The organism is Delftia sp. WSY_12, assembly GCF_043104645.1.
Taxonomy (GTDB): Bacteria; Pseudomonadota; Gammaproteobacteria; order Burkholderiales; family Burkholderiaceae_C; genus Comamonas; species Comamonas tsuruhatensis.
In genome coordinates this window covers 152,106-177,245 of sequence record NZ_JBICKW010000062.1, presented here as the reverse complement: position 1 = coordinate 177,245, position 25,140 = coordinate 152,106, and the positions used below count along the sequence as shown (strand labels likewise).

The 25,140-nt window shown below is 68.2% G+C and carries 24 protein-coding genes; 14 read left to right on the top strand and 10 right to left on the bottom strand.

The features are described from left to right. Genes ACF8LI_RS28070 through arsC form a run of 3 tightly spaced genes read left to right on the top strand, consistent with a single transcriptional unit; the run spans window position 1 to window position 2,306 of the window. Window positions 1-507 (top strand): arsenate reductase ArsC, encoded by a 507-nt coding sequence (locus ACF8LI_RS28070; RefSeq protein ID WP_016445462.1) that lies wholly within the window; start codon window positions 1-3, stop codon window positions 505-507. Window positions 508-560: 53 nt separating this feature from the next. Continuing rightward, a complete protein-coding gene (locus ACF8LI_RS28065) occupies window positions 561-1,850 on the top strand; it encodes an arsenic transporter (RefSeq protein ID WP_392414664.1) in 1,290 nt (429 codons plus the stop codon). Between the two features lie 24 nt (window positions 1,851-1,874). Further along, window positions 1,875-2,306, top strand: coding sequence for an arsenate reductase (glutaredoxin) (gene arsC, locus ACF8LI_RS28060; RefSeq protein ID WP_016450895.1), 432 nt, complete (start codon window positions 1,875-1,877; stop codon window positions 2,304-2,306). Window positions 2,307-2,407: 101 nt separating this feature from the next. On the opposite strand, the gene ACF8LI_RS28055 is transcribed toward arsC, so the two are convergent. Then, complete coding sequence (locus ACF8LI_RS28055) at window positions 2,408-2,986, bottom strand: TetR/AcrR family transcriptional regulator (protein ID WP_392414663.1); 579 nt, start codon at window positions 2,984-2,986, stop codon at window positions 2,408-2,410. Between the two features lie 85 nt (window positions 2,987-3,071). On the opposite strand from ACF8LI_RS28055, the gene ACF8LI_RS28050 reads away from it, so the two are divergent. Beyond that, complete coding sequence (locus ACF8LI_RS28050; RefSeq protein ID WP_013800686.1) at window positions 3,072-3,539, top strand: nuclear transport factor 2 family protein; 468 nt, start codon at window positions 3,072-3,074, stop codon at window positions 3,537-3,539. Window positions 3,540-3,610: 71 nt separating this feature from the next. Here ACF8LI_RS28050 and ACF8LI_RS28045 read toward each other — a convergent pair whose 3' ends face one another. Together ACF8LI_RS28045 and ACF8LI_RS28040 are read right to left on the bottom strand one after the other, a co-directional pair. Then, on the bottom strand, window positions 3,611-3,937 hold the full coding sequence (locus tag ACF8LI_RS28045; protein WP_016450897.1) for a DUF4148 domain-containing protein: 327 nt from the start codon (window positions 3,935-3,937) through the stop codon (window positions 3,611-3,613). 140 nt (window positions 3,938-4,077) lie between these two features. Continuing rightward, window positions 4,078-5,583, bottom strand: coding sequence for an efflux transporter outer membrane subunit (locus tag ACF8LI_RS28040; RefSeq protein WP_392414662.1), 1,506 nt, complete (start codon window positions 5,581-5,583; stop codon window positions 4,078-4,080). An 89-nt stretch (window positions 5,584-5,672) separates the two neighbouring features. Here ACF8LI_RS28040 and ACF8LI_RS28035 point away from each other — a divergent pair, with 89 nt between their 5' ends. The 4 genes from ACF8LI_RS28035 (at window position 5,673) to ACF8LI_RS28020 (ending at window position 11,295) form a co-directional block, all read left to right on the top strand. Next, the gene (locus tag ACF8LI_RS28035; protein WP_016445469.1) at window positions 5,673-6,290 is read left to right on the top strand and encodes a TetR/AcrR family transcriptional regulator; all 618 of its coding nucleotides are present in this window, start codon (window positions 5,673-5,675) and stop codon (window positions 6,288-6,290) included. A gap of 77 nt (window positions 6,291-6,367) precedes the next feature. Then, complete coding sequence (locus tag ACF8LI_RS28030) at window positions 6,368-7,570, top strand: efflux RND transporter periplasmic adaptor subunit (RefSeq protein ID WP_392414661.1); 1,203 nt, start codon at window positions 6,368-6,370, stop codon at window positions 7,568-7,570. Next, window positions 7,563-10,631, top strand: coding sequence for an efflux RND transporter permease subunit (locus ACF8LI_RS28025; RefSeq protein ID WP_392414660.1), 3,069 nt, complete (start codon window positions 7,563-7,565; stop codon window positions 10,629-10,631). Before ACF8LI_RS28030 ends, ACF8LI_RS28025 begins: the two co-directional genes overlap by 8 nt. A gap of 76 nt (window positions 10,632-10,707) precedes the next feature. Next, window positions 10,708-11,295: a peroxiredoxin gene (locus ACF8LI_RS28020; RefSeq protein ID WP_392414659.1), complete on the top strand. Its 588-nt coding sequence runs from the start codon at window positions 10,708-10,710 to the stop codon at window positions 11,293-11,295. 18 nt (window positions 11,296-11,313) lie between these two features. Here the strand turns inward: ACF8LI_RS28020 and ACF8LI_RS28015 are convergent, their stop codons facing one another. Beyond that, window positions 11,314-11,688 carry a DUF779 domain-containing protein gene (locus tag ACF8LI_RS28015; protein ID WP_026062734.1) on the bottom strand — a complete coding sequence of 125 codons (375 nt, stop codon included), beginning with the start codon at window positions 11,686-11,688 and terminating at the stop codon, window positions 11,314-11,316. Between the two features lie 67 nt (window positions 11,689-11,755). Further along, window positions 11,756-13,279 (bottom strand): aldehyde dehydrogenase family protein, encoded by a 1,524-nt coding sequence (locus ACF8LI_RS28010; protein ID WP_012207447.1) that lies wholly within the window; start codon window positions 13,277-13,279, stop codon window positions 11,756-11,758. Window positions 13,280-13,601: 322 nt separating this feature from the next. Here ACF8LI_RS28010 and ACF8LI_RS28005 point away from each other — a divergent pair, with 322 nt between their 5' ends. After that, window positions 13,602-15,572, top strand: coding sequence for a sigma-54-dependent Fis family transcriptional regulator (locus ACF8LI_RS28005; protein ID WP_392414658.1), 1,971 nt, complete (start codon window positions 13,602-13,604; stop codon window positions 15,570-15,572). 15 nt (window positions 15,573-15,587) lie between these two features. Here ACF8LI_RS28005 and ACF8LI_RS28000 read toward each other — a convergent pair whose 3' ends face one another. Beyond that, complete coding sequence (locus ACF8LI_RS28000; RefSeq protein WP_034397062.1) at window positions 15,588-17,006, bottom strand: RtcB family protein; 1,419 nt, start codon at window positions 17,004-17,006, stop codon at window positions 15,588-15,590. 163 nt (window positions 17,007-17,169) lie between these two features. Further along, window positions 17,170-17,934, bottom strand: coding sequence for an IclR family transcriptional regulator (locus tag ACF8LI_RS27995; RefSeq protein ID WP_392414657.1), 765 nt, complete (start codon window positions 17,932-17,934; stop codon window positions 17,170-17,172). A 70-nt stretch (window positions 17,935-18,004) separates the two neighbouring features. Here ACF8LI_RS27995 and ACF8LI_RS27990 point away from each other — a divergent pair, with 70 nt between their 5' ends. After that, window positions 18,005-19,192: a M20 family metallopeptidase gene (locus tag ACF8LI_RS27990; RefSeq protein ID WP_016450904.1), complete on the top strand. Its 1,188-nt coding sequence runs from the start codon at window positions 18,005-18,007 to the stop codon at window positions 19,190-19,192. 51 nt (window positions 19,193-19,243) lie between these two features. Continuing rightward, window positions 19,244-20,248 (top strand): tripartite tricarboxylate transporter substrate binding protein, encoded by a 1,005-nt coding sequence (locus ACF8LI_RS27985; RefSeq protein ID WP_016445478.1) that lies wholly within the window; start codon window positions 19,244-19,246, stop codon window positions 20,246-20,248. Window positions 20,249-20,264: 16 nt separating this feature from the next. On the opposite strand, the gene ACF8LI_RS27980 is transcribed toward ACF8LI_RS27985, so the two are convergent. Beyond that, window positions 20,265-21,119, bottom strand: coding sequence for a LysR substrate-binding domain-containing protein (locus tag ACF8LI_RS27980; RefSeq protein WP_392414656.1), 855 nt, complete (start codon window positions 21,117-21,119; stop codon window positions 20,265-20,267). A gap of 131 nt (window positions 21,120-21,250) precedes the next feature. Here ACF8LI_RS27980 and ACF8LI_RS27975 point away from each other — a divergent pair, with 131 nt between their 5' ends. Beyond that, window positions 21,251-21,664, top strand: a complete 414-nt coding sequence (locus tag ACF8LI_RS27975; RefSeq protein WP_012207434.1) for a VOC family protein — start codon at window positions 21,251-21,253, stop codon at window positions 21,662-21,664. Beyond that, window positions 21,661-22,614, top strand: coding sequence for a 2-hydroxyacid dehydrogenase (locus ACF8LI_RS27970; RefSeq protein ID WP_392414655.1), 954 nt, complete (start codon window positions 21,661-21,663; stop codon window positions 22,612-22,614). Before ACF8LI_RS27975 ends, ACF8LI_RS27970 begins: the two co-directional genes overlap by 4 nt. Before the next feature lie 17 nt (window positions 22,615-22,631). Here ACF8LI_RS27970 and ACF8LI_RS27965 read toward each other — a convergent pair whose 3' ends face one another. Further along, window positions 22,632-23,522: a LysR substrate-binding domain-containing protein gene (locus ACF8LI_RS27965; protein WP_392414654.1), complete on the bottom strand. Its 891-nt coding sequence runs from the start codon at window positions 23,520-23,522 to the stop codon at window positions 22,632-22,634. A gap of 156 nt (window positions 23,523-23,678) precedes the next feature. Here ACF8LI_RS27965 and ACF8LI_RS27960 point away from each other — a divergent pair, with 156 nt between their 5' ends. After that, window positions 23,679-24,074, top strand: a complete 396-nt coding sequence (locus ACF8LI_RS27960; protein ID WP_016445482.1) for a RidA family protein — start codon at window positions 23,679-23,681, stop codon at window positions 24,072-24,074. 86 nt (window positions 24,075-24,160) lie between these two features. On the opposite strand, the gene ACF8LI_RS27955 is transcribed toward ACF8LI_RS27960, so the two are convergent. Continuing rightward, window positions 24,161-25,105: a LysR family transcriptional regulator gene (locus ACF8LI_RS27955; protein WP_017406769.1), complete on the bottom strand. Its 945-nt coding sequence runs from the start codon at window positions 25,103-25,105 to the stop codon at window positions 24,161-24,163. Window positions 25,106-25,140: the final 35 nt, after the last annotated feature.

Below are 25,140 nucleotides of genomic sequence, written 5' to 3'. Positions count from 1 at the left end.
ATGTCTGATTCCATCACCCCCCTGAATGTCCTGTTCCTGTGCACTCACAACTCGGCGCGCAGCATCCTGGCCGAAGCTTTGCTCAACGACATGGGCAATGGGCGCTTCAAAGCGTATTCGGCCGGCAGCAGCCCCCGCGCGAATCAGCAGCCCAATCCCTTGAGCTTGCAGGTGCTGCAACGTGCCGGCGTATCTGTGCAGGGGCTGCGCAGCAAGAGCTGGGATGAGTTCGCGGCTCCGCAGGCGCCGCAGATGGATCTGATCATCACCGTCTGCGACAACGCAGCTGGCGAGGTCTGCCCGATCTGGCCCGGCCACCCCGCCACCGCCCACTGGGGATACGCCGATCCCTCGCAGGGAGACGCATCTGAAGAGGTCAAGCTGGAAGCATTCCGACAGACTCTGCACATGATGCGCCGTCGTCTGGAGCTGCTGGTCAATCTGCCCGACGACAAGCTGGAAAAGGCAAGGCTACAGGGCACCGCCCGCGAACTGGCCTCCCACTGACGCCCCCTTCGTCCACGAATGCGCGCCTTCTGAAACCCGAATCTCCCAGCACCATGCTCATGGCAGTCCTGATCTTCATCTCCACCCTTGTGCTGGTTATCTGGCAGCCGCGCGGCCTGGGCATTGGCTGGAGCGCCTCGCTGGGCGCGGTCGTTGCCCTGCTGGCCGGCGTGGTGCATCTTTCCGACATTCCAGTGGTCTGGGGCATCGTGTGGAATGCGACCGCCACCTTTGTGGCCGTCATCATCATCAGCCTGCTGCTTGACGAGGCCGGCTTCTTCGAATGGGCCGCGCTGCACTTCGCACGCTGGGGCGGCGGCCGGGGCAGCAAACTGTTCGCGCTCATCGTGCTGCTGGGTGCGGCTGTGTCCGCCTTGTTCGCCAATGACGGCGCCGCCCTGATTCTCACGCCCATCGTGATGGCCATGCTCGTGGCGCTGGGCTTTTCGCCCTCCGCCACGCTGGCATTCGTCATGGCAGCAGGCTTCATCGCCGACACGGCCAGCCTGCCGCTGATCGTCTCCAACCTGGTCAACATCGTCTCGGCCGACTTTTTCAACATCGGCTTCAACGAATACGCCTCGGTAATGGTGCCGGTCAATCTCGCCTCGGTGCTGGCCAGCCTCGCCATGCTGATGCTGTTCTTTCGGCGCGGCATTCCCGCAACCTATGACCTGGCCCAGCTCAGGCGCCCGGCCGATGCGATCCGCGATCCAGCGACCTTTCGCGCGGGCTGGGTGGTCCTGGTCCTGCTGTTGGTCGGCTTCTTCGGGCTGGAGCCGCTGGGCGTGCCTGTCAGCGCGGTCGCGGCCGCAGGTGCCGCCCTGCTGCTGGCCGTGGCGGCACGCGGCTGCGTCATCAGCACCCGCAAGGTACTGCATGGCGCGCCGTGGCAGATCGTCGTGTTCTCGCTGGGCATGTATCTGGTGGTCTACGGATTGCGCAATGCCGGGCTGATCACCTCTATCGCATCCGTTCTGGACCGCTTTGCCCAAGGCGGCGTCTGGGGCGCAGCCATCGGCACGGGGGTGCTCTCGGCCCTGCTGTCGTCTGTGATGAACAACATGCCCACCGTGCTGGTGGGTGCGCTGTCGATCGATGCCTCCAGTGCCACCGGCGTGGTCAGGGATGCCATGGTCTACGCCAACGTGATCGGCTGCGACCTGGGCCCGAAGATTACGCCCATCGGTAGCCTGGCCACGCTGCTGTGGCTGCATGTACTGGCCAGCAAAGGCATGACCATCGGATGGGGCTACTACTTCAGGGTCGGTACGGTTTTGACGGCCCCCGTGCTGCTCATCACGCTTGCCGCCCTTGCGCTGCGCCTGAGCGTGGCTGCCTGAATTCCCTCACAGAACCCACCTGCCATGAGCACCATCACGATCTATCACAACCCCGCCTGCGGCACATCGCGCAACGTGCTGGCCCTGATCCGCAACAGCGGCGAGGAGCCCGCCGTCATCGAATACCTCAAGACACCGCCCGACCGGGCCACGCTGGAGCGGCTGCTGGCGGACCTGGCCCTGCCTGTGCGGGAGGTTCTGCGGCAAAAAGGTACGCCGTATGACGAGATGGGCCTGGGCGACCCGGAATGGACCGATGCCCAGCTGATCGACGCCATGCTCCGGCACCCTATCCTCATCAATCGCCCCATTGTGGTGACGCCACTGGGCACGCGCCTGTGCCGGCCATCCGAGGTGGTGCTGGACATACTGCCGCGTCCCCAGCAAGGGGCATTCTCCAAGGAGGACGGCGAAGCCGTCATCGACGCGGCAGGACAGCGTGTGGCAAAGCACTGACTTGCCAGATCCGGCCCCTGCGTGGCCAAAGGTGGCGAGGCAGCAACGACCTGCCGCTGTGGCGCGCCGAAGCCTCAGCGGCGCCCCGCTCCTGAGCCTGCTCACAACCCGGGGCGGCTCACGATCCCTTCGGCCGCTGCCTTGAAGGTCGCCATGACTTCATCGATCGGCTGACCCATCTGCGCATGGACGATGGCGCCGTCCGCCGCCAGGGTGAGCGCAGCGCCCACGGACACGGGATGGCCACCGAACAGGCGATCCAGCACGGACGACATTTCCTGCTTGTGCCGCCGGACCGTTGCCAGGATCTCAGGGTCGGATGAGCCCAGTTCGGCAGCGGCATTGAGAAAGGCGCAGCCCCGAAAGTCGGGCTGGCCGAACCAGCTCCTGAGGGTGTCGGACAGGGCATCCAACGCTGACGAGCCCGTCGCGGTCGCCTGCGCCAGGCTGGCCTGGAACCAGGAAATCCACCGTTCATGGCGGTAGTCGAGGTACGCCCGGATCAGGTCGTCCTTGCTGGCGTACTGGCGGTAGAAGGTGACTTTGCTGACCGACGACCGCTCGATGATCCGGTCCACGCCCGTGGCCCGGATGCCCTCTGCGTAGAAGAGGCCGTGGGCTGCCACCAGGATGCGCTCGCGGGGCGGCAATGACTCGAAGGATGGCTCGGAAGTTTTCATGAAGACATTGTAGACAGATCGTTCCACCTCCGTTAGAGTGATGCATGTAGACAGATCGTTCTACATCTCTTCAAAAGGTCACATCATGGAAACTCGTCCACCCCTGCCCCCGTTCTCGCTCGCAAGCGCCGTCCAAAAGGTCCGTCTGGCCGAGGATGGGTGGAACACACGCGATGCGGCCAAGGTCGCGATGGCCTATACCCTCGACACGAAATGGCGCAACCGGGCGGAGTTCGCCAACAGCCGCGCCGAGGCCCAGGCCCTTCTTGAGAGGAAGTGGAAGAAGGAGCTTGACTACCGGCTGATCAAGGAGCTTTGGCTGTACGGAGAAAACCGGATCGCAGTCCGCTACGCCTATGAGTGGCACGACGATGCCGGGAACTGGTTCCGGTCGTACGGCAACGAGAACTGGGAATTCGAGGCCGACGGTCTCATGCGCCGGCGCTTCGCATGCATCAACGACATGCCCATCCAGGAGTCGGAGCGCAAGTTCCACTGGCCGCTGGGGCGTCGCCCCGATGACCACCCCGGGCTGTCCGACCTGGGCCTGTAGGCGAAGCCCCGGGCCACGGCCCCAGGTAGCCAGCCGCTGCCGCGATGGCCTGGGCGGGAAGGCGCTCCGCCTTACCGACTCAGCGCCTTGCGGACCTCCGCCTGGAACGCCTCGCTGTTGCGAAGGCGCAGGTACTCCTGGTATGCGGCCCGATATTCCTGCGTTTCGACTCCGTAGGAGATCGATATCTCCGCATGGCGGTCCAATCCGGCGCGGCGCCAGAGTGCGAGATCGGCGATGACTTCGGCGCGGGAAAGCGCTGCGTCCGATGTGGCTGCCGAGGCGTCTTGCGGCTGCGAATGGGCTGCGAAGCAGCTCGAGAAGGCTATGGCCGCAAGCGCCGGCTTCAGGATGCGTGCGGCTGCAGCAACGGTGGGGGAGGGGGTTGTGTTTGGCATGGTTTGACGGATGGGGGTGGGTGGAGCCGGGCCATGGCTTCGGCCGCCCGCTTGGGCAGGTCGCCTGGGCCGCATGTCCCGCAGGGGTGTTCGGTTGCTTTGCTGTGTGGAAAGGGGGCTCCTTTCGGGAAGTGGCAGGTTCAGGGGGCAACGCTGGCGGGAAGACCGTGGCTGGCGGTTGCCAATGCCCTGGAAGGCAGGGGCTCCGGCGTCCAGCCGCCGCCCAGCGCCTTGAAGATCGCGACCGTCGAGCGTGCCGACTCCATCCGGGCCTGCGCCTGTGCATCCAGCACGCCCAGCAGGCTTTCATCTGCCTGCAGCACCTCGATCAGGCTGACCACGCCCTTGTCGTAGGCGGCGCCTGCGGCCTGCCGGGCCCGCGTGAGCGCATCCGCGCCCCTGGCGAGCACGGCCATCAGCTCCTGTCGCCTGTCCAGCGAGACCAGGGCGTTCTCCACTTCTTCCGTGGCGCGCAGTACCGACTGCCGGTAGGCGGCAAGGCTTTCCGCCTCCTGTGCCTGCGCCTGGTGGATCTGGGCGTTGATGCGGCCGAAGTCGAACAGCCGCCAGCGCAGGCCGCCCACAACGCTGGCCTGCGATGCGCCGGCGCTGAAGAGATTGCCTGCGGAGATGGAGGTGGCGCTGCCGATCAGGCCGCTGATTGACAGCTTCGGGTAGTACTCGGCGATCGCCACGCCGATGCGTGCGTTCGACGCTGCCAGGCGCCGCTCCGCCGCGATGAGGTCCGGGCGTCGCCGCAGCAGATCGCCGGGCGCCTCCGCCAGGGAAAGGGTTGGCAGCACGGGGACCGGGCGGGATTCGGCCAGCTCTGCCCGGTGCGTGCCGGGTGCCGTGGCCAGCATCACGTCCATGGCGTTGAGGGCGGCCTCGAGCGCGTTCTCCAGCGGCGGGATGGTTGCTTGCGCCCGCGCAAGTGCCCCCTCGACCTGGCGCAATTGAAGCTCTGATGCCAGGCCTTTGCCAAACCGCAGTTCGACGATGGAGCGAAGTTGCTGCTGGGTCCGCACTTGCGAGCGTGCCACTGTCAGCCGCGCCTGCAGGCCGCGAATCTGGATATAGATGTCCGCAGTCTGGGCGGCCACCGCGAGCCGCACGGCGGTGGCGCCGGCTTCCGATGCCTGGTACTCGGCCAGGGAAGCCTGCCGGGCCCTGCGCAGGCCACCGAAGAGATCAAGCTCCCAGCTGGCTCCGAGGTTGGCCTCCTGGGCGCTGCCGTAGCGATCGAATCCCGGCATGGAGTCGAGCACCCGGCCCAGCGGAGTCTCGACCGACTGATAGCTCCTGGCCGTTTGCGCCGAGACCTGGGCCGACGGCCGCAACGCAGCTGCCGCCGCGTCGAGTCCGGCGCGTGCCTGAAGCACACGGCCAGCGGCCTGGGCAACATCCAGGTTCTGCTGCAGTGCCGCCGTGACGAGGCGCGCCATTTGCGCATCGCCAAAGGCTGCCCACCAGGCTGCAAGGTCCGTGGGGGAGTCCGGCGAGGGCGGCTTGCCCTCACCCAGAACGCGGCTGCCCATGTAGGCCTGGGGCAGGGCCGTGGCGGGCGGCTGGTAGTCAGGGCCTACCGCACACCCTGAACAAAGGCTGGCGAGCATCAGAAAAACGGGGGCGGCAAGACGCGGCATGTTCAACAGTCAGAAGCGGGGCGACGCTGTGACTATATTCCAAAATGGTCACTTGCATAGTATTTTTTTGATGGAGTAAGCTAGGCCGCATGAGCACCACCAACGTCTATCCGACCTCTGCGCGCGGCCCGGTCGAACACGATGTCCGGCAACAGATCGTGACTGCGGCAAAAGAGCATTTCAGCCGCTACGGCTACGAGAAAACCACGGTGTCCGACCTTGCCAAGGCCATCGGCTTTTCCAAGGCCTACATCTACAAGTTCTTCGAGTCCAAGCAGGTCATCGGCGAGATGATCTGTTCCAACTGCCTGATGGAGATGGAGGCGGAGATCCGCCAGGCCGTCGCCAGCACGGATGCGCCTCCCGAGCAGCTGCGGCGCCTGTTCAAGGCGATCGTCGCTGCCACGCTGCGGCTTTTCTCCGAGGACCGCAAGCTGTACGAGATCGCCATTTCGGCGTCGGCCGAGCGCTGGCAGGCAGCGCAGGCCTATGAGGAACGCATGCATCAGCTGCTGCTGCAGGTGCTCGACGCCGGGCGCCAGCGGGGCGATTTCGAGCGCAAGACGCCGCTGGATGAAACCGGGCGCGCCATCTTCCTGGTCATGCTCCCCTATCTGAACCCGGTGATGCTGCAGCACAGCCTCGACCATGCGGACGAGGCGCCCGCCCAACTGGCCGGATTGGTGCTGAGAAGCCTGTCGCCCTAAATCCTGCAGTTGTGACCATTGACATAAATGGTCACTAATCACAGAATCGGGTCCTGCTCATTGATCGGGACCCCCTCATGCTTCGGCACCGCCATCTGTCCATCGCCGCTGTCGGCGCACTGTCACTTGCACTCGCAGCCTGCGGCAAAAGCACGCCGCCGGATCCGCGCACCCAGCCACCCCTCGTTCGCACCGTCCTGGTAGCGCCAGGCAATGCTTCCGAGCGCGTCTTCACCGGCACCATCGCGGCCAGGGTGCAGGGCGATCTTGGATTTCGCGTGGCCGGCAAGGTGCTCGAGCGCCTGGTGGATACAGGCCAGACGGTCAGGCGCGGCCAGGCATTGCTGCGCCTCGACCCGGTGGACCTGAAGCTGGCCGCCCATGCCCAGCAGGAGGCCGTCGCAGCCGCCAGGGCACGGGCCCAGCAGGCCAGCGACGAGGAGCAGCGCTACCGGGACCTGCAGGGAACGGGTGCCGTTTCGGCCTTGGCCCATGAACAGATCAAGGCGGCCGCGGATGCCGCCCGCGCCCAGCTCAGGGCGGCCGAAGCGCAGGCCGCCGCAGCGCTGAACGCCAGCCGCTACGCCGAACTGCTGGCCGATGCCGATGGCATCGTGATGGAAACACTTGCCGAGCCTGGCCAGGTCGTCAGTGCCGGCCAGGTGGTCGTGCGCCTCGCCCATGCCGGCAGGCGCGAAGCAGTCGTCCAGTTGCCCGAGACACTGCGCCCCGCGCTGGGCTCGGCGGCCCAGGCCCGCCTGTTCGGCAGGGAGGAGGTGGTCATCCCCGCCAGACTGCGCCAGCTGTCCGATGTGGCCGACCGGGCCACCCGCACCTTTGAGGCCCGCTATGTGCTGGACGCCGGCGCGGCGGCCAGCGCCCCGCTGGGCAGCACGGTCACGCTCAGGATTGGCGGGACATCGACATCGACATCGACATCGACATCGACATCGACATCGACATCGACATCGACGGCCGGCAAGTCAACCCTGCAGGTCCCCATCGGCGCCATCCTCGATGAGGGCAAGGGCGCCGCTGTCTGGGTGGTGCAGGGCGATCAGGTCAGGCGCCAGCCCGTCACCGTGGTTCAGGTGCAGGACGGCAATGCCCAGGTGGTGGGTGCGCTCGACCAGGGGGACCGGATCGTCGCGCTCGGCGCGCATTTGCTGAGCGAGGGCGCGCAGGTGCGGCTGGACAGCGAGGCGCCGGCGCCTTCAACGGCAACAACGGCAACAACGTCCACGGCGTCCTCCGTGTCCAAGGGAGTGTCCCGTGAGTGAAGGCCGTTTCAACCTATCGGCGCTTGCCGTCCGTGAGCGCTCCATCACGCTGTTCCTGATCCTGCTGATTTCGCTGACGGGTGTCTTTGCCTTCCTGAAGCTGGGCCGGGCGGAAGATCCGGCCTTCACCGTCAAGGTCATGACCATCATCACGGCCTGGCCTGGCGCCACCCCGCAGGAAATGCAGGACCAGGTGGCAGAGAAGCTGGAAAAGCGCCTGCAGGAGCTGCGCTGGTATGACCGCACCGAAACCTTCGTCAGACCGGGGCTGGCCTTCACCACGCTGACCCTGCTCGACTCCACGCCCCCCGGCGAGGTGCAGGAGGAGTTCTACCAGGCACGCAAGAAGCTCGGTGACGAGGCCCGCAACCTGCCGGCGGGCGTGATCGGCCCGATGGTGAACGACGAGTACGCCGACGTGACCTTTGCGATCTACGCCCTCAAGGCGCGCGGCGAGGAGTCCCGGGCGCTGGTGCGCGATGCCGAAGCCTTGCGCCAGCGTCTTTTGCACGTGCCGGGTGTCAAGAAGGTCAACATCGTCGGCGAGCAATCCGAGCGGATCTACGTGGAGTTCTCGCACGAGCGCCTGGCCACGCTGGGCATCAGTCCGCAGGACGTCTTCGCGGCATTGAACAACCAGAACGCCCTCACGCCTGCCGGGTCGGTGGAGACCCAGGGTCCGCAGGTGTTCATCCGCATCGACGGGGCGTTCGACGCGCTGCAGAAGATCCGCGACACGCCCATCGTGGCCCAGGGCCGCACGGTCAAGCTGTCCGACATCGCCACCGTCCAGCGCGGCTACGAAGACCCCTCGACCTTCATCATCCGCAACGGTGCGGAGCCTGCCTTGCTGCTGGGCGTCGTCATGCGCGACGGCTGGAACGGGCTGGACCTGGGCAAGGCGCTGGACCGGGAGGTGGGCGCCATCAACGCAGACATGCCGCTGGGCATGGGCCTGACCAAGGTGACGGACCAGGCCGTGAACATCAGCGCCTCCGTCGATGAGTTCATGCTCAAGTTCCTGGCCGCGCTGCTGGTCGTGCTGGTGGTGTGCTTCGCCAGCATGGGCTGGCGCGTTGGCGTGGTGGTGGCTGCGGCCGTGCCGCTGACGCTGGCGGCCGTGTTCATCATCATGGCCGCCACGGGAAAGAATTTCGACCGCATCACGCTCGGCTCGCTGATCCTTGCGCTGGGCCTGCTGGTGGACGACGCCATCATCGCCATCGAGATGATGGTGGTGAAGATGGAAGAGGGCTACGACCGCGTGGCCGCGTCCGCCTACGCCTGGAGCCATACCGCGGCGCCCATGCTGTCCGGAACGCTGGTGACGGCGGTGGGCTTCATGCCCAACGGGTTCGCACGCTCCACGGCGGGCGAGTACACCAGCAACATGTTCTGGATCGTCGGCATCGCGCTCATCGTGTCCTGGGTGGTGGCCGTGGTGTTCACGCCCTATCTCGGCGTGAAGATGCTGCCCCCTCTCAAGAAGGTCGAAGGCGGACATGCGGCGATGTATGGCACGCCCCGCTACGAGCGCCTGCGGCGCGTGCTGGGCAAGGTGATCGCCCGCAAGGGCATGGTGGCTGCAGTCGTGGGCGGGCTCATGGTGGCTTCCGTGCTGGGCATGTCCATCGTGAAGAAGCAGTTCTTCCCCATCTCCGACCGGCCCGAGGTGATGGTCGAGGTGCAGATGCCCTACGGCACCTCCATCGGCCAGACGAGCGAGACCACCCGCAAGGTGGAAGCCTGGCTGCTGCAGCAGCCCGAATCGGAGATCGTGACCGCCTATATCGGCCAGGGCGCACCGCGCTTTTTTCTGGCCATCTCCCCTGAGCTGCCCGACCCGTCGTTCGCCAAGATCGTCGTGCGCACCGCCAACCAGGCGCAGCGCGACGCGCTCAAGCTCAGGCTGCGCGAGGCCATCGCCCAGGGACTGGCCCCGCAGGCGCAGGTGCGCGCATCGCAGATCGTGTTCGGGCCGTACTCCCCGTTCCCCGTGGCGTATCGCGTCTCCGGCCCCGACCCGCAGCGGCTGCGCGACATTGCCGGCCAGGTGCACCAGGTGCTGCACGACAGCCCGATGATGCGGACCGTGAACTCCGACTGGGGCGTGCGCACCCCCGTCATGCGCTTCACCCTGGACCAGGACCGGCTGCAGGCCATGGGCCTGACCTCCGCGGCAGTCGCGCAGCAGCTGCAATTCCTGCTCAGCGGCGTGCCCGTGACCACCGTGCGCGAGGACATCCGCACCGTGCAGGTGATGGCGCGTTCTGCGGGCGGCACCCGCCACGATGTGGCCAGGGTCGGCGACTTCACGCTCACCAACGCCACTGGCCAGCGCATACCGCTGTCGCAGCTGGGCGAGGTCACCGTGCAGATGGAGGAGCCCGTCATGCGCCGCCGCGACCGCATGCCCACCATCACGGTTCGCGGTGATATCGATGACAGCCTGCAGCCGCCCGATGTCTCGGCGGCCCTCACCCGGCAGCTGGAGCCCATCAGGAAGGCGTTGCCTGCGGGCTACCGCATCGACGAGGCCGGCTCCATCGAGGAATCCGGCAAGGCCATGACGGCCATGCTGCCCCTGTTCCCGATCATGATCGCCATCACGCTGATCATCATCATCTTGCAGGTGCGGTCGATATCGGCCATGGTCATGGTGTTCCTGACCAGCCCCCTGGGATTGATCGGCGTGGTGCCGACGCTGATCGTCTTTCAGCAGCCCTTCGGCATCAACGCACTGGTGGGGCTGATCGCGCTGTCGGGCATCCTGATGCGCAACACGCTGATCCTGATCGGGCAGATCCAGCACAACGAGCAGGAGGGGCTTGCGCCGTTTCAGGCGGTGGTGGAGGCCACCGTCCAGCGCGCCCGGCCCGTGATCCTGACCGCGCTGGCGGCGATCCTGGCCTTCATCCCGCTGACCCAATCGGTGTTCTGGGGAACGCTGGCCTATACGCTGATCGGCGGCACGCTGGCCGGCACGGTGCTGACGCTGGTCTTCCTGCCCGCCATGTACTCGATCTGGTTCAGGATCAGGCCCGGCGAATCCCCGCGCTGATCCACGGCAAATGCGCCAGCGGCCCGGGCCGATTGGCCACAATGGCGCATCCCGTTCCAGGCTCAGGAGGCCATGCATGTCCGATATCCGCTGCGGCGATTCCATCCACCCACGCGCATCCCTGGGCCGCCGCTGCGCGCGCGCCGCCGCACCCGTGCTGGCGGCGCTGCTGCTGTCGCCGCTGGCCCAGGCAGCGCTCAAGGTGGGCGACACCGCGCCGCGCTTCACCACGCCGGCTGCGGTGGCGGGCAAGGCCTTCGATTTCGACATGGCCGCCACCCTCAGGAAGGGGCCGGTGGTGCTGTATTTCTTCCCCAAGGCCTTTACGCAGGGCTGCACCATGGAAGCCCACGCCTTTGCCGAGGCCACGCCGCGTTTCGCGGCCATGGGCGCCACGGTGGTGGGCATGTCGCATGACGACATCGATACGCTCAAGCGCTTTTCCACCGAGGCCTGCCGCGACCAGTTCGCCGTGGCATCGGACCCGCAGGCGCAGACCATCCGCGCCTACGATGCCTCGGCCGCCGCCAACCCCCAGCGCGCCGACCGCATCTCCTACGTGATCGGGCAGGACGGCAAGGTCCGCTTCGTGCACATGGGCTCGGACCCGGACGAGCATGTGCGCCAGACCGAGGCCGCGGTCAAGCGGCTGACCGGAAAGTAGCCCGCCGCGCGGCCCCTGTCAGGGGCCGTTGCCCTCGCCGGCCAGGATCTCGGCGTATTCCTCGTCCGTGAACAGCCTGGAGCGTGTGTGGAAGGCCTTGCCCGTGCTGCCCTCCAGCGAGAAGGTGCCGCCCTGGCCCTCGATCACGTCCAGGATGAGCTGGGTGTGCTTCCAGTATTCGTACTGCGACTTGCCGATGTAGAAGGGCGCGCCGCCCACCTGGCCCAGCAGCACATCCTGGGCGCCTATCGTCAGCTCGCCGGGCAGGTAGCAGTTGGCGGCGCTGTTGTCGCAGCAGCCCCCGGACTGGTGGAAGAACACCGGCCCGTGCTGCGCCTGCAGGTCGGCGATCAGCGCCAGCGCGGCGTCGGTGGCAGTCACTTTGTCGACCATGGGTTGGTCCTTTCCTGGGCGGCCGGCCGCGCTGTGCGCCGCCGGCCGCATTCACCTGGGAAGAACTTCAGAAGAAGCCCAGCTTGTTCTCGCTGTAGCTGACCAGCAGGTTCTTGGTCTGCTGGTAGTGGTCCAGCATCATCTTGTGGGTTTCGCGGCCGATGCCCGATTCCTTGTAGCCGCCAAAGGCCGCGTGCGCCGGATAGGCGTGGTAGCAGTTGGTCCACACGCGCCCGGCCTTGATGGCCCGGCCCATGCGGTAGGCCACGTTGCCGTTGCGGCTCCACACGCCCGCGCCCAGGCCATAGAGCGTGTCGTTGGCAATGGCCAGGGCCTCGGCCTCGTCCTTGAAGGTGGTCACGGCCAGCACGGGGCCGAAGATTTCCTCCTGGAAGATGCGCATCTTGTTGTGGCCCTTGAACAGCGTGGGCTGCACGTAGTAGCCGCCTTCCAGGTCGCCGCCCAGATGGGCCTGGCCGCCGCCGGCCAGCACCTCGGCGCCCTCCTGCTTGCCCAGGTCCAGGTACGACAGGATCTTGGTGAGCTGCTCCTTGGACGCCTGCGCGCCCATCATGCTGTCGGTGTCCAGCGGGTTGGCATGCCGGATGGCGGCCACGCGCTGGAGCACGCGCTCCATGAAGCGGTCGTAGATGCTTTCGTGGATCAGCGCGCGGCTGGGGCAGGTGCAGACCTCGCCCTGGTTGAAGGCGAACAGCACCAGCCCTTCGACGGCCTTGTCGAGGAAGGCATCGTCCTTGTCCATCACGTCGGCGAAGAAGATGTTGGGCGACTTGCCGCCCAGCTCCAGCGTGGCCGGGATCAGGTTGTTGGCGGCGGCCTGGGCGATCACGCGGCCCGTGGAGGTGGAGCCCGTGAAGGCGATCTTGGCGATCCGCTTGCTGGTGGCCAGCGGCATGCCGGCCTCGCGGCCGAAGCCGTTGACGATGTTGAGCACGCCGGGCGGCAGCAGGTCGGCAATGAGCTCGGCCAGGATCAGGATGCTGATGGGCGTGGACTCGGCCGGCTTGAGCACCACGCAGTTGCCTGCACCCAGCGCGGGCGCCAGCTTCCAGGCCGCCATGAGGATGGGGAAGTTCCAGGGAATGATCTGGCCCACCACGCCCAGCGGCTCCTGGATGTGATAGGCCACCGTGGTCTCGTCGATATGGCTGAGCGCGCCTTCCTGGGCGCGCACGCAGCCCGCGAAATAGCGGAAATGGTCCACGGTCAGCGGGATGTCGGCATTCAGCGTCTCGCGGATGGCCTTGCCGTTGTCCACGGTCTCGGCATAGGCGAGCAGCTCCAGGTTGGCCTCGATGCGGTCGGCGATCTTCAGCAGGACGTTCGCACGCTCGGCCGCGCTGGTGCGGCCCCAGGCGTCGCTGGCGGCATGGGCGGCGTCCAGCGCCAGTTCGATGTCTTCGGCCGTGGAGCGCGCGGCGCGGGTGTAGACCTTGCCGCTGATGGGGGTGACCACGTCGAAGTACTGCTCCTTGACCGGAGGTACGAACCTGCCGCCGATGAAGTTGTCGTAGCGGGCCTTGTAGGCGATCTTGGCGCCAGCGGCGCCGGGTGCTGCGTAGACGGTCATGCTGCTTGTCTCCTGAGGATGCTTATGGGTCTGTTGTGATCGGGTGTGGATCGGGATATCCGGCCATGGCCGGACGGCAGACATGATTCAAAAGCCGTGCCAGCCCGCAGGCCGCAGGGCAGGTGCCCGCAAAGGCCCGCGGGACGTGGCTGCTGCGGGTATTCCCGTGCGCGTTCGCCCTGTGCCGTGACGTTGCGCAACAGGACAACTGTCCAGAAATGGAACAGTCGGGCGCCTGACCCGCCACTTGGCTTGCCCGGTGCCCGCCGGCCCCGCATACTGGCCCGCAACGCGGCGCAATGACGCCCGAGCAGGAGACAGCATGCAATCGAGAGCCTCCCTTGTGGCCTTGCGCCAGGCCCGTCACAGCCTGATGGAGTCGGGCCTGTGCCCCAGCGGCCTGGTGGACGAGCGCCTGGCGCGCTCGTGGCAGCGCTGCATCGAGCAGGGACTGCGTCCCACCGGGCGCCTGGGCGCCGCCGACAACCTGGAGCAGCACGCGCTGGGCGTGCTGCGCAGCCGCCACCATGCGCTGCTGGCGCATTCACGGCCCGTCATGGAATACCTGTCCGAGCAGGTGCGCGGCAGCCAGAGCGTGGTGGTGCTGGCCGGCCCCTGCGGCACCCTGGTGGATACCTGCGGCGACCCCTTCTTTCTGGGCAAGGCCGAGCGCGTGGCCCTGGCCAGCGGCGCGTCCTGGCATGAGGCGCAGCGCGGCACCAATGCCATCGGCACGGCACTGGCCGAGATGGACTCCATCGAAATCCAGGGCGGCGAGCATTTCCTGGAGCGCAACGGCTTTCTCACCTGCGCGGCCGCGCCCATCCTGTCGGGCACGGGCCAGCTGCTGGGCATTCTGGACATCTCCAGCGAATATGGCCGGGGCAGCCCGCACACGCTGGGCCTGGTCGGCACGGCGGCCCGCATGATCGAAAACCGCCTCATGGCCTGCGACGGCCAGCGCCACATCCGCCTGCACCTGCACGCGCGGCCCGAAGGCATTGGCACGGTGGGCGAAGGCATTGCGCTGATCTCGGGCGACGGCTGGGTGGTGGGTGCCAACCGCGCCGCTCTGGCCTTGCTGCGCCTGTCGCACGCGCAGCTGGGCAGCGTGGCGCTGGACCAGGTGCTGGACGCCAGCCTGCAGGAGCTGCTGTCACGCCAGCACCGCCAGCCCGATGCGGCCCAGCCGCTGCGGCGCCATGACGGCACGGCGCTGTTCGGCCAGCTGGTGCCGGACCGGCGCACCATCATGGCGGGGGCGGCGGCGCAGACAGTGCAGGAGGCGCTGGGAGCGCGGCAAGCGGGGGAAACACGGCAGGCCCCCCGCGATGCGCTGGCGCGGCTGGACACGGGCGATGCGCGCTGGCGTGCGGCGGCCGACAAGGCCCGGCGCGTGCTGGGCAAGCCGATTGCGCTGCTCATCCAGGGCGAGTCCGGCGTGGGCAAGGAATGGTTTGCGCGCGCGGCCCACGACAGCGGGCCACGCCGCGACGGCCCCTTCGTGGCCATCAACTGCGCGGCCATGCCCGAGTCGCTGATCGAGGCCGAGCTGTTCGGCTACCGCCAGGGCGCCTTCACGGGCGGGCGGCGCGAAGGACAGGCGGGCCTGCTGCGCCAGGCGCACGGCGGCACCCTGTTCCTGGACGAGATCGGCGACATGCCGCTGTCGCTGCAGACCCGGCTGCTGCGCGTGCTGCAGGAGCGGCAGGTGGTACCGCTGGGCGGTGGCACGCCCGTTGCGGTCGATTTCGCGCTGGTCAGCGCCTCCAACCGCAGGCTGCGCGAGGATGCCGACCAGGGGCGTTTTCGTGCCGACCTGTACTACCGCATCAACGGCCTGGCCGTGGAGCTGCCTCCGCTGCGCGAGCGCGGCGACTTCGAGGCGCTGGCCGCGCGCATGCTGGCCGACATCGAACCCGCGCGCCCGCTGCGCATGGCACCGGCCCTGCTGGCGCAGCTGGCCGGCCATGGCTGGCCCGGCAATCTGCGCCAGTGCGCCAGCGTGCTGAGAACGGCCTGCGCCATGCTCGACCCCCATGAGGACTGCCTGCAATGGCAGCACCTGCCCGACGACTTCCAGGCCGAGCTGGCGCAGACCGCCCGCAGCGGCCCCCGGCTCGACGCTGCGCCGCAGAGCCTGGATGAACTCTCGCGCTCGGCCGTGCGGCAGGCGCTGGAGAACTGCCGGGGCAATGTCACCCAGGCCGCGCGCATGCTGGGCATCAGCCGCCAGACGCTGTACCGCAAGCTGGCCCAGGACCGTGCGGCGGACGGCTTGCGACTGCAGTGAGGCGCCTGCCGGTGCTCAGGCCTTGAAGGTGATCCAGGGCCTGAGCTTCACGGCGGCGTGGATCAGGCCGGCGGCCTCCTGCGACTCGATGACCGGGCCGATGGGCTTGTAGGCTTCGGGCGCCTCCTCGATGCGGCGCTCCTCGCGCAGCGTCACGCATTGCCAGCCCTGCTCGCCCGCATGGCCTGCACGTGCTTCGGGGCGCAGCGCGCGCACGGCCTGGCGGCGCATGCGCCGCCCCGCGCCATGGCTGCAGGACCAGAGCCAATCGGCCGCGCCCAGGCCCGTGACCAGGTAGGAGGCATCGCCCATGGACCCCGGGATCAGCGCGAAGTCGCCCTCGTTGGCCGGCGTGGCGCCCTTGCGGTGGATGTTCATGCCGCCTTGCTGCAGGACCACGTTGTGCGGCACATCGACCACCAGGCGCGAATCCGCTGCGCCCACGATCTGCTCCAGGTCCTTGCGCACCAGCTCGGCCAGCACCACGCGGTTGGCCCAGGCATAGCGCGCCGCCACGCCCATGGCCTGCAGGTACTCGCCGGCCAGCGGACCCGACAGGCCGTACAGGCCGCTGGCCGGGTGCTTCACGCCTTGCGGCCACTCGGCCCGGGCGCGGTCCATCCAGGCCTGGCCCACGTAAAAGCCCAGGTCGCGCGATCCGCTGTGGATCATCACCACCACGTCGCCCGCGCGCAGTCCGGCGCGGTAGGCCGCGTGGCGGTCCAGCACCTCGTCGACCACCTGCAGTTCCACGAAATGGTTGCCCGATCCCACCGTGCCCAGGCACGGGTCGCGGAACACGGCATGGCGCTCCTGCAGATAGGCATGGGGCGCGTGGCGGGCGCTGCCAGCGAAGCTGTCCAGGCCGATGCAGGCGGCCAGCTCGCGGTGCAGGCGGTCCCTGTCGACATGGCCCCACAGGCCCTGGCCGCTCAGCCGGTCCACAAAGGCGGCCGGCCCGTGGTCGAACAGCGCGCGGAAGGCGGCCGTGGTCACGGGCACGTCGCGCCCGCTGCCCAGCAGGCTGGCGGTCAGCAGTTCCACCAGCCGGCCCTTGTGCGGCGCCAGCTGGTCCAGCCGGGCGCCCGTGGTCAGCAGGCGCACGCTGCAGTTGATGTCCGTGCCGATGGCGGCCGGAATGACGAAGTCCGATGGCGTGGCCACCACGCTGCCCACGGGCGCCACCGTGCCCGGATGGAAGTCGGGCGTGGCGCAGGCGCGGCAGACGGCGCCGTGGCTGCCCTGGCCGTCATGCCGGCGCACGGCGGCAAAGGCCAGCAACTGGCGCACGGCCTTGTCCTCCAGGGGAAGGCTGTCGGGAAGAAGAATGTGGGCCTCGGCCTGGCCATCGCGCACGTGGTAGATGCCGTCGCGATAGTCGAGAGAGATGCCCGTGCGTGCAAAGGCACGCTGGAGTCGTTGAGGAGTGCTCATGGCTGCAGATCCGCGAGGCCTGGTTGGCGCTCGCCGCGTCCGATGGGTGTACGGACGATGAAAGACACCCGGGCGGCAAAGGCCCGGAAAACGTCTTTCCTGCAGCAGCTCGTTCAAGAAAGAAGGGGCGCAGTATAGCGGGATCCGCGCTGGACGGCAGGCGCTACGCGTTGCGCCGCTCGTACTGGGCGATGGCGTTGAGCAGCAGGGGCGAGAACTTCTTCGCGTAGTCGGCTCCACCCCACTGGCTTGACGATCCGCTCAGGTGCAGGGCGCCCAGCGGCACGCCGTCGGCATCGACCACGGCGGCGGCCAGCGCGACCTCGCCCATGATGAATTCATCGACCACCATGGCGTAGCCGCGCTCGCGCACCTTCTTCAGTTCCGCCTGGACGGCCTTGGCCGTGGTCAGCGTCCGGGGCGTGCTGGCCAGCAGGCGGCCGGGGGCCAGCAGCTGCTCCACCTGCGCCTCGTCCAGCCGGGCCATCACGGCGCGCCCGCCTGCCGTGCATTGCAGGGGCACGCGCCGGCCCACGAGCGAGGCGTGGTAGTGCTCGGTGCTGGTCTGGTGGCGCAGCACGTGCACCAGCCAGTCGCCGTCGCGCAGCGACAGGCTGATCTTCTGCTCCGTGTCCTTGGACAGCTGCAGCAGCAGGGGGTTGAGCGCCTCGGCCAGCGCATGGGTGCGCAGGAAGTGGAAGGTCAGGTCCAGCACGCCCGGGCCCAGCCGGTAGCGGCGGGTCTGGCTGTTTTGCTGCAGGTAGCCCTCGGCGCTGAGGGTGTAGGCGTAGCGCTGGGCGGCGCTCTTGTCCAGGCCGCTGCGCTCCATGATTTCCGTGAGGCTCAGGTCGCCCGCCGCGCCCTTGAAGCAGTCCAGCACGCGGAATGCCTTGCCCACGGAGCCCACATACAACGCGTTTTCGATCATCGTTTTACCTGATTGTGAATCTGAAGTATTAAATAACAATACCAAGTATTGAAAAATATGGAGGCAGCGGATGCCACAGCAAGCCATTGTCAGTGCGGACCGGGCGGTCGGCGCGTCGGAGTGGATCAAGGGCCAGCGGGAGAACATGCTTTCGCTGCTGGCCGACATCGTCAACATCGACTCGGGCAGCTTCGACAAGCCCGGCGTGGCGCGCGTGTTCCGGCGCCTGGAGGCCTTCTTCCTGGGCCAGGGGCTGCAGGTCAGCCCGCATTTCGTCGATGGCGTGGAGGCCGCGATCTCGGTCACCGTGAACGCGGGCAGCACCGTGGGCAGGCCCGTGCTGCTGATGGGGCACTGCGACACGGTCTTCCCTGAAGGCGAGGCCGCGCGCAGGCCGTTCCGCATCGAAGGCGGCAGGGCCTACGGCCCGGGCGTGGCCGACATGAAGTCGGGCATCGTCATGAACGCCTTCCTGCTGGCTGCGCTGGCCCACAGCGCGGAGCCCGCGCCCGAGGTCACGGGCCTGTTCACCTGCGACGAGGAAATCGGCTCCCCCCTGAGCAAGTCCGTCATCGAGCCCTTTGCGCGCAAGGCGGGCTTTGTCTTCAATGCGGAGCCCGGCCGGCCTTCGGGCAACGTGGTCACGGGCCGCAAGGGCGGCGTGTTCTTCGGCGTGGAGATCGAGGGCAAGGCGGCGCACTCGGGCGCCAACTTCGCCGAGGGCATCAGCGCCATCTCGGAGCTGGCGCACAAGGTGGTGGCGCTGGACGCGCTCACCGACCTGGACAAGGGCGTCACGGTCAACGTGGGCCTGGTGTCGGGCGGGCTGTCGGTGAACACGTCGGCGCCGTCGGCCAAGGCGGCCATCGACCTGCGCATTTTCGATCTGGACCAGCGCGAGTCCCTGGTGGGCCGCATACGCTGCATCTGCGACAAGTCCTTCATCCAGGGCACGCGCTCCACGCTGAACATCACCGGCGAGTTCCGCCCCTTCGTTCCCACGCCGCAGTCGCAGCAATTGTTCGAGCTGTACCAGGCCGAGCTGGGCGCGCTGGGCCACAAGGCCGAGGGCGAGTTCAGCGGCGGCTGCGCGGACTCGGGCGTGACCTCCAGCCTGGGCGCCATCACGCTGTGCGGCACCGGCCCCGTGGGCGGCAAGTTCCACACCACCGACGAGTACTGCGAGGTGGACACCATCGTCCCGCGCGGCCTGGCGGTGCTCCACACCATTGCACGCCTGCCCCACGCCCGGTGGTAGGGCGCGCCTGATTCCCGCCTTCCCCCTCAAGCCACTGCCTGGTGCACTTCCATGAATCCACTTGCCTTGCCCACACGCCGCTCGCTCCTGAAAATCGCCGCCGGCCTGCCGCTGGCGCCCCTGCTGCTGCAGCCTGCCGCGGCCTCGGCGCCCGGCCCAGTCAGCCTGATGGTGCCCTACCCGGCAGGCGGGCCCAGTGACGTCAGCGCCCGCATCCTGAGCAAGCCCATAGGCGAGGGACTGGCGGCCAAGGTGATCGTGGAAAACCTGGGCGGCGCCACGGGCACGATTGCCGCATCCAAAGTGCTGGGCGCCAGGGCCGACGGCAGCATGTTCTTCCAGGGCACGCAGAACGAACTCATCCTGCCGCCGCTCACCAACAAGGCCGTGCGCTACCAGCCCGATGCGTTCGAGAACCTGCAGTACATCACCGTCACCCACCTGGTTCTGCTGGTGCGCTCGGGCCTGCCGGCCCGGAACATGCAAGAGTTCCTGGCGCTGGCGCGCTCGCGCAACGAAAGCAATTCGCTGACCTACGGCTCCGTGGGCGTGGGCTCGCTCTACCACCTGATCACCGAGTACATGGGCAAGGTGGTGAAGGTGCCGTTCACCCACGCGCCCTATGCGGGCACGGCGCCCGTGATCCAGGACCTGGCCGGCGGCCAGATCGACTTCAGCATCATGCCGTTCCAGGCGTCCATGCTGGAGATGATCCGCACCGGCCGCTTCCGGGCGCTGGCCGTGCTGTCGCGCAACCGGCCTGCCGTGCTGTCGGCCGTGCCCAGCATCACCGAAGTGCCGGCGCTGCGCGATTTCGAGTACGCCAGCCTGGCGGGCTACTTCGTCAAGCGCGGCACGCCGCAGGACGTCAAGCAGCGCCTGAACCAGGCCATCGGCCAGGCCCTGCTGGACCCGCAGGTCATCGCCAAACTGGAGGCCGACGGCCGTGACGTTGCCAAGCCCATGGGCCTGGACGATGCGGCGGCCGCCTATGCGCGCGAGATCGCCAAGTACCGCGAGATGATCCGCGTCACGGGATACGTGCAGGCGGATTGAGAACGAAGGCCGCAACCTAAGCGAGTGCACCCTCCAGCAGCTCGGCCATGCGCGGCAGGTCGGGCTCGGCGCTGGTCACCAGCAAGATGGCGCGCTCATAGGCGGCGCCCGCAATGGGCAGCATGCGGCAGTCGCCCATGAAGCGCTCCAGGCCCGTCCAGTGCGGCACCAGGCCCACGCCCATGCCGTCGGCGGCCAGCATGGCAATGGCCTCCAGCGCGTCCAGGTCGCACAGCACCGCAGGCTCCAGCCCCTGGTCGGCCAGCCAGTCGGCCGCATGGCGGCCACCCCAGGCATCGGGGTCGTAGCGTATGTAGGGCAGGCTGCGCAGCAGCGCGGCAGGCCGGCCGCGCGCCTGGGGCGGTGCCAGCAGCACCAGCGGCTCGCGGCGCAGCTGCACGCTGCGCAGCGCCTTGGGCAGTTCAAAAGGGGGCGCCACGATGACGGCGGCATCGAGCTCGCCGGACTGCAGCATCTGGAACAGCGCGCGCGAGGTGCCCGGCACGATGACGGGCCGGCACTGTGGCGCCGCCTGCGTGAGCTTGCGCAGCGCGGCCGGCAGCATGCCGGTGAGCGCGGTCGAGATGGCGCCGATGCGCAGCGTGCCGGCCAGGCCATCGGCGCTGGCATCGCTGCCCAGCAGCGCGGCCTCGCGCACCAGGCGCCGCGCGCGCGGCAGAAGGGCCAGGCAGGCCTGGGTGGGGCGGGCCGCATGGCCGCTGCGCGAGAGCAGGGCAAAGCCCAGCTCGCGCTCCAGCGCCTGCACGCGCTGGCCCACGGCGGCGGCGGACAGGTGCTCGGCGCGCGCCGCATCGGCGATGGAGCCGCTGTCCACCACGGCGATCAGGCTCTTGAGATAGCGGGTCTCCAAAAGATTTCCTTGGGGATTGCAAAGAAATCAACGCTATCACTTTCGAAAAGCCTCTGCTAGGCTCGCGCCACCCACGGCAGGCCACGGCCTGCGAGCCTGCCTGCACCACAAGCACAACCAAAGGATCAGCCATGCGCACCAGCTTCCACCTTGCCTACCATGTCCGCGATCTGGACGAAGCGCGCGCCTTCTACGGCACGCTGCTCGGCTGCCAGGAAGGCCGCAGCACCGAGACCTGGGTGGACTTCGACTTCTTCGGCCACCAGATCTCGCTGCACCTGGGCGAGCCCTTCCCGGTCACGAACACCGGCCGCGTGGGCGACCACATGGTGCCCATGCCCCACCTGGGCCTGGTGATGGCCATGGACGACTGGAAGGCCCTGGCCGCGCGGCTGTCGGGCGGCGTGGTGGATTTCGTGCTGCAGCCCGGCATCCGCTTCGAGGGCGAGCCTGGCGAGCAGGCCACCATGTTCTTCCGCGACCCCAGCGGCAATCCCATCGAGGTCAAGGGCTTCGCCGACCTGGACAAGGTTTTTGCCAAATGAGCGGTTCGCTCCCCCCGCTTCCTTTCGTCTGCGCACCCGGCTACCCGGCAGCCCTGGCCTGGCTGCAGGCCCTGCAGGCCGCCCTGCCCGAGGAGCGCGTGGTCGCCCTCGACGCGCTGGATGCCGACCAGCGCGCGGCCTGCGAGGTCGCCATCGTCGCCAACCCCCAGCCCGCCGACCTGCGCACGCTGCCGCGCCTGCAATGGGTGCACAGCGTCTGGGCCGGCGTGGAGCGCCTGGTGGCCGACCTGGGCGATACCGACCTGCGCATCGTCCGCCTGGTGGACCCGCAACTGGCCGACACCATGGCCGAGGCCGTGCTGGCCTGGACCCTGTACCTGCACCGCGACATGCCGCGCTATGCCCGCCAGCAGGCCGCGCGCCAATGGCTGGCGCATGACGGCGTGCGCGCGCAGGACAGGACGGTATCGCTGCTGGGCCTGGGCGCACTGGGCGAAGCCAGCGCGCGGCGGCTGCTGGCGGCAGGCTTCCAGGTGCGCGGCTGGAGCCGCACGCCCAGGCAGATGGAAGGCGTGCAATGCCATGCGGGTGATGCCGAGCTGCCCGCCATGCTGGCGCAGACCGACATCCTCGTATGCCTGCTGCCGCTCACGCCGCAGACGCGCGGCATCGTCGGCGCGCAGGCGCTGGCCGCGCTGCCTGACCATGCCTCGCTGATCAACTTTGCGCGCGGCCCCATCGTGGACGATGCCGCGCTGCGCGCCGCCCTGGACGGCGGCCGCCTGGCCCATGCCGTGCTGGACGTGTTTGACCAGGAGCCCCTGCCAGAATCGTCCTGGCAGTGGGCGCACCCTGCTGTGACCGTGCTGCCCCACATCTCGGCACCCACGGACCGCGCGACGGCATCGGCCATCGTGGCGGGCAACATCCGGCGCTGGCGCGCCAGCGGCGAGCTGCCGCAGGCGGTGGACGCGGCGCGGGGCTATTGAGGGCGGCTGCGGTACGGCTATGGCACGGCCATGGACTGGCTTCTGAGCCAGTCCATGACGGCGCGCACATGGGGGCCCGGCTCGCGTTGCTCGCCCACGGCCAGATGGTAGGTATGGCCGGTGATCGAGGGGCCGAAGGGCTGCAGCAGGTGGCCGGCCGCAATGTCCTCGGCCACCAGGGCCAGGCTCACCAGGGCAATGCCATGGCCGGCAATGGCCGCCTGGATGGCATGGCCCTCGTCGGAAAAGCGCAGTTGCCCCGCCGGTGAATTCCAGGCCAGGCCTGCCTCGTCAAACCAGCGCTCCCAGGTGGGATTGCTGGCGTGCGCCGTCTTCCAGTCAAAGCGGATCAGCGGCAGGCGGGCCAGGTCGGCCGGACCCAGCACGCCCAGCCGGGGATTGGCCACGGGCGCAAAGCGGTCGCTGAACAGGGGCTCGGCCGCCAGGCCCGGATAGGGGCCGCGCCCGTAGCGCACGGCGATATCGACGGCATGGGAGCGCAGGTCCACCACATCGTCCGAGGCCTGCAGTTGCAGGTCCACCTCCGGGTGCATCGCGCGGAAGCTGGCCATGCGCGGTACCAGCCATTTCACGGTGAACGCATTGGTGGCCGAGATGCTGACCTGGGCGCGCAGGCGCTTTTGCAGCAGGCGCTCCAGCGTGGCGGCAAAGGCGTCGAAACCGTCGCGCAGCACCGGATAGAGCTGGGCGCCCGCCTCGGTCAGCACCACCTTCCGTACCTGGCGATCGAACAGCGCCAGGCCCAGCTGTTCCTCCAGCGCGCGGATCTGGTGGCTGATGGCCGTGGGGGTCACGGCCAGGTCGTCGGCGGCCTGCTTGAAGCTGCCCAGGCGGGCGGCGGCCTCGAAGGCGCGCAGTGCGGAAAGCGGCAGTTGGTTGCGTTGCATGAGGGCTGGAGGAGATCAGGGCCGGGAGAGGAATGGGGTGAGGAAAACTCATCTTATGCCTGACAAATGAACCTTTGTCGCAATCATCCGGCTTGCCTATCGTCCGCCCATGCCCCAAGCGCGATCCTGCCGGGGATGGATGAAGGAAATGAAACCATGCTGCACCGTGTCACCACGCAACCCGACCCCTACGAGCCGTTTTTGCTGTCGCAAGGCATTCGCTTTGGCGAGCTGCTGTTCATCTCCGGCCAGGCCGGCGCCGGAGACGATGGCCGCATCGTGCCGGGCGGCTTCCTGGCCCAGGGCCGGCAGGCGTTTGCCAATCTGCGCCGCGCGCTGGAGGCGGGCGGCTCCAGCCTGAAGGACGTGATCAAGGTCACCATCTTCGTCACCGACATGGGCCACTTCGACGAGGTGGTCGCCCTGCGCCGCGAGTTCTTCGGCGCCCCCTATCCGGCCGACACGATTGCCCAGATCCAGGCGCTGTACGACCCGGCGGCCATGATCGAGATCGAGGCCATTGCAGCCGTGCGTGATGGCCAGGCCCGCTGACATGGTTGCGGCCGTTCTGTTCCGATGGCCTGGCCACGGCGTGCATGGCCAACGACTGGAGCCGATGGGGCCGATATCTGATTCCTTCAACCGCCGAGCAGTCCCGAGGTGCTCAGCGGCCCCGGCGACAGCTGCTGCCCCCAGGCCTGCGTCAATGCCTCGATGGCATCGCCCACCACGCGGCAGGCCTGGGTGAGCTTGCCGTGCCGGGGCAGGGCCAGCGTCACATGGCGCACCAGGCCGGGGTTGACCAGGCGGCTGGCCTGCAGCCGGCCCTGGCGCAGTTCGGCATCGATGGAGTACGGGCCGATCACCGAGTAGAGGCCGGTCGCATGGGCCACGAGTTCCTTTTGCACGGTCAGCGAGTCGGCCTCGGCCGCCGCCGCGAGCCGAAAGCCGTGGCTGTGCGCGGCCTCATCGAGCGCATCGCGCCAATGGCTGGGGCGTCGCGGCAGCACCAGTTGCAGGCCGTCGAGCGCGGCGAACTCCGTGGTGGGCGCCAGGGTCAAGGGATCGCCAGGGCGCGACACCAGATAGCTGTGCGCGGTGCTCAGCAGCCGCTCGTCGCCGCCGGCCGGGCGCGCGAAGCGAAAGAGGATGGCCAGGTCCACGGCACCGCTGTCCAGCAGCGCGTCGAGCTCCGTTCCCTGGGCCTCGGTGATGTTCAGGCGTATGCCCGGATGCTCGCGCTGCAGCCAGTCGAACACATGCGTCATCAGCGGGTGCGCGGCCGAGGGCACGATGCCCAGCCGTACCTCGCCCCATAGCTGGCCTGCGTCCGCACGCAGCGTTTCCTGTAATTGCTCGGTTTCCTGCAGCCAGCTGCGCAGCCGCAGCGCGGCCCGCGCGCCCAGCGGCGTCAGCGTGACGCCCCGGCCCGTGCGCCGCAGCAAGGGGCCGCCCAGCGACGCTTCGAATTCGCTGATCTGCCGGCTGATGTGCGACTGCACGGTGTGCCGCCGTGCCGCGACCTTGCTGATGCTGCCGGCTTCGGAGACCTCGAGGAAGAGCTTGACGCTGGGCAGGTGCATGGTGGTTACCCGGTTGAGGTATGCCTGATGAGGCA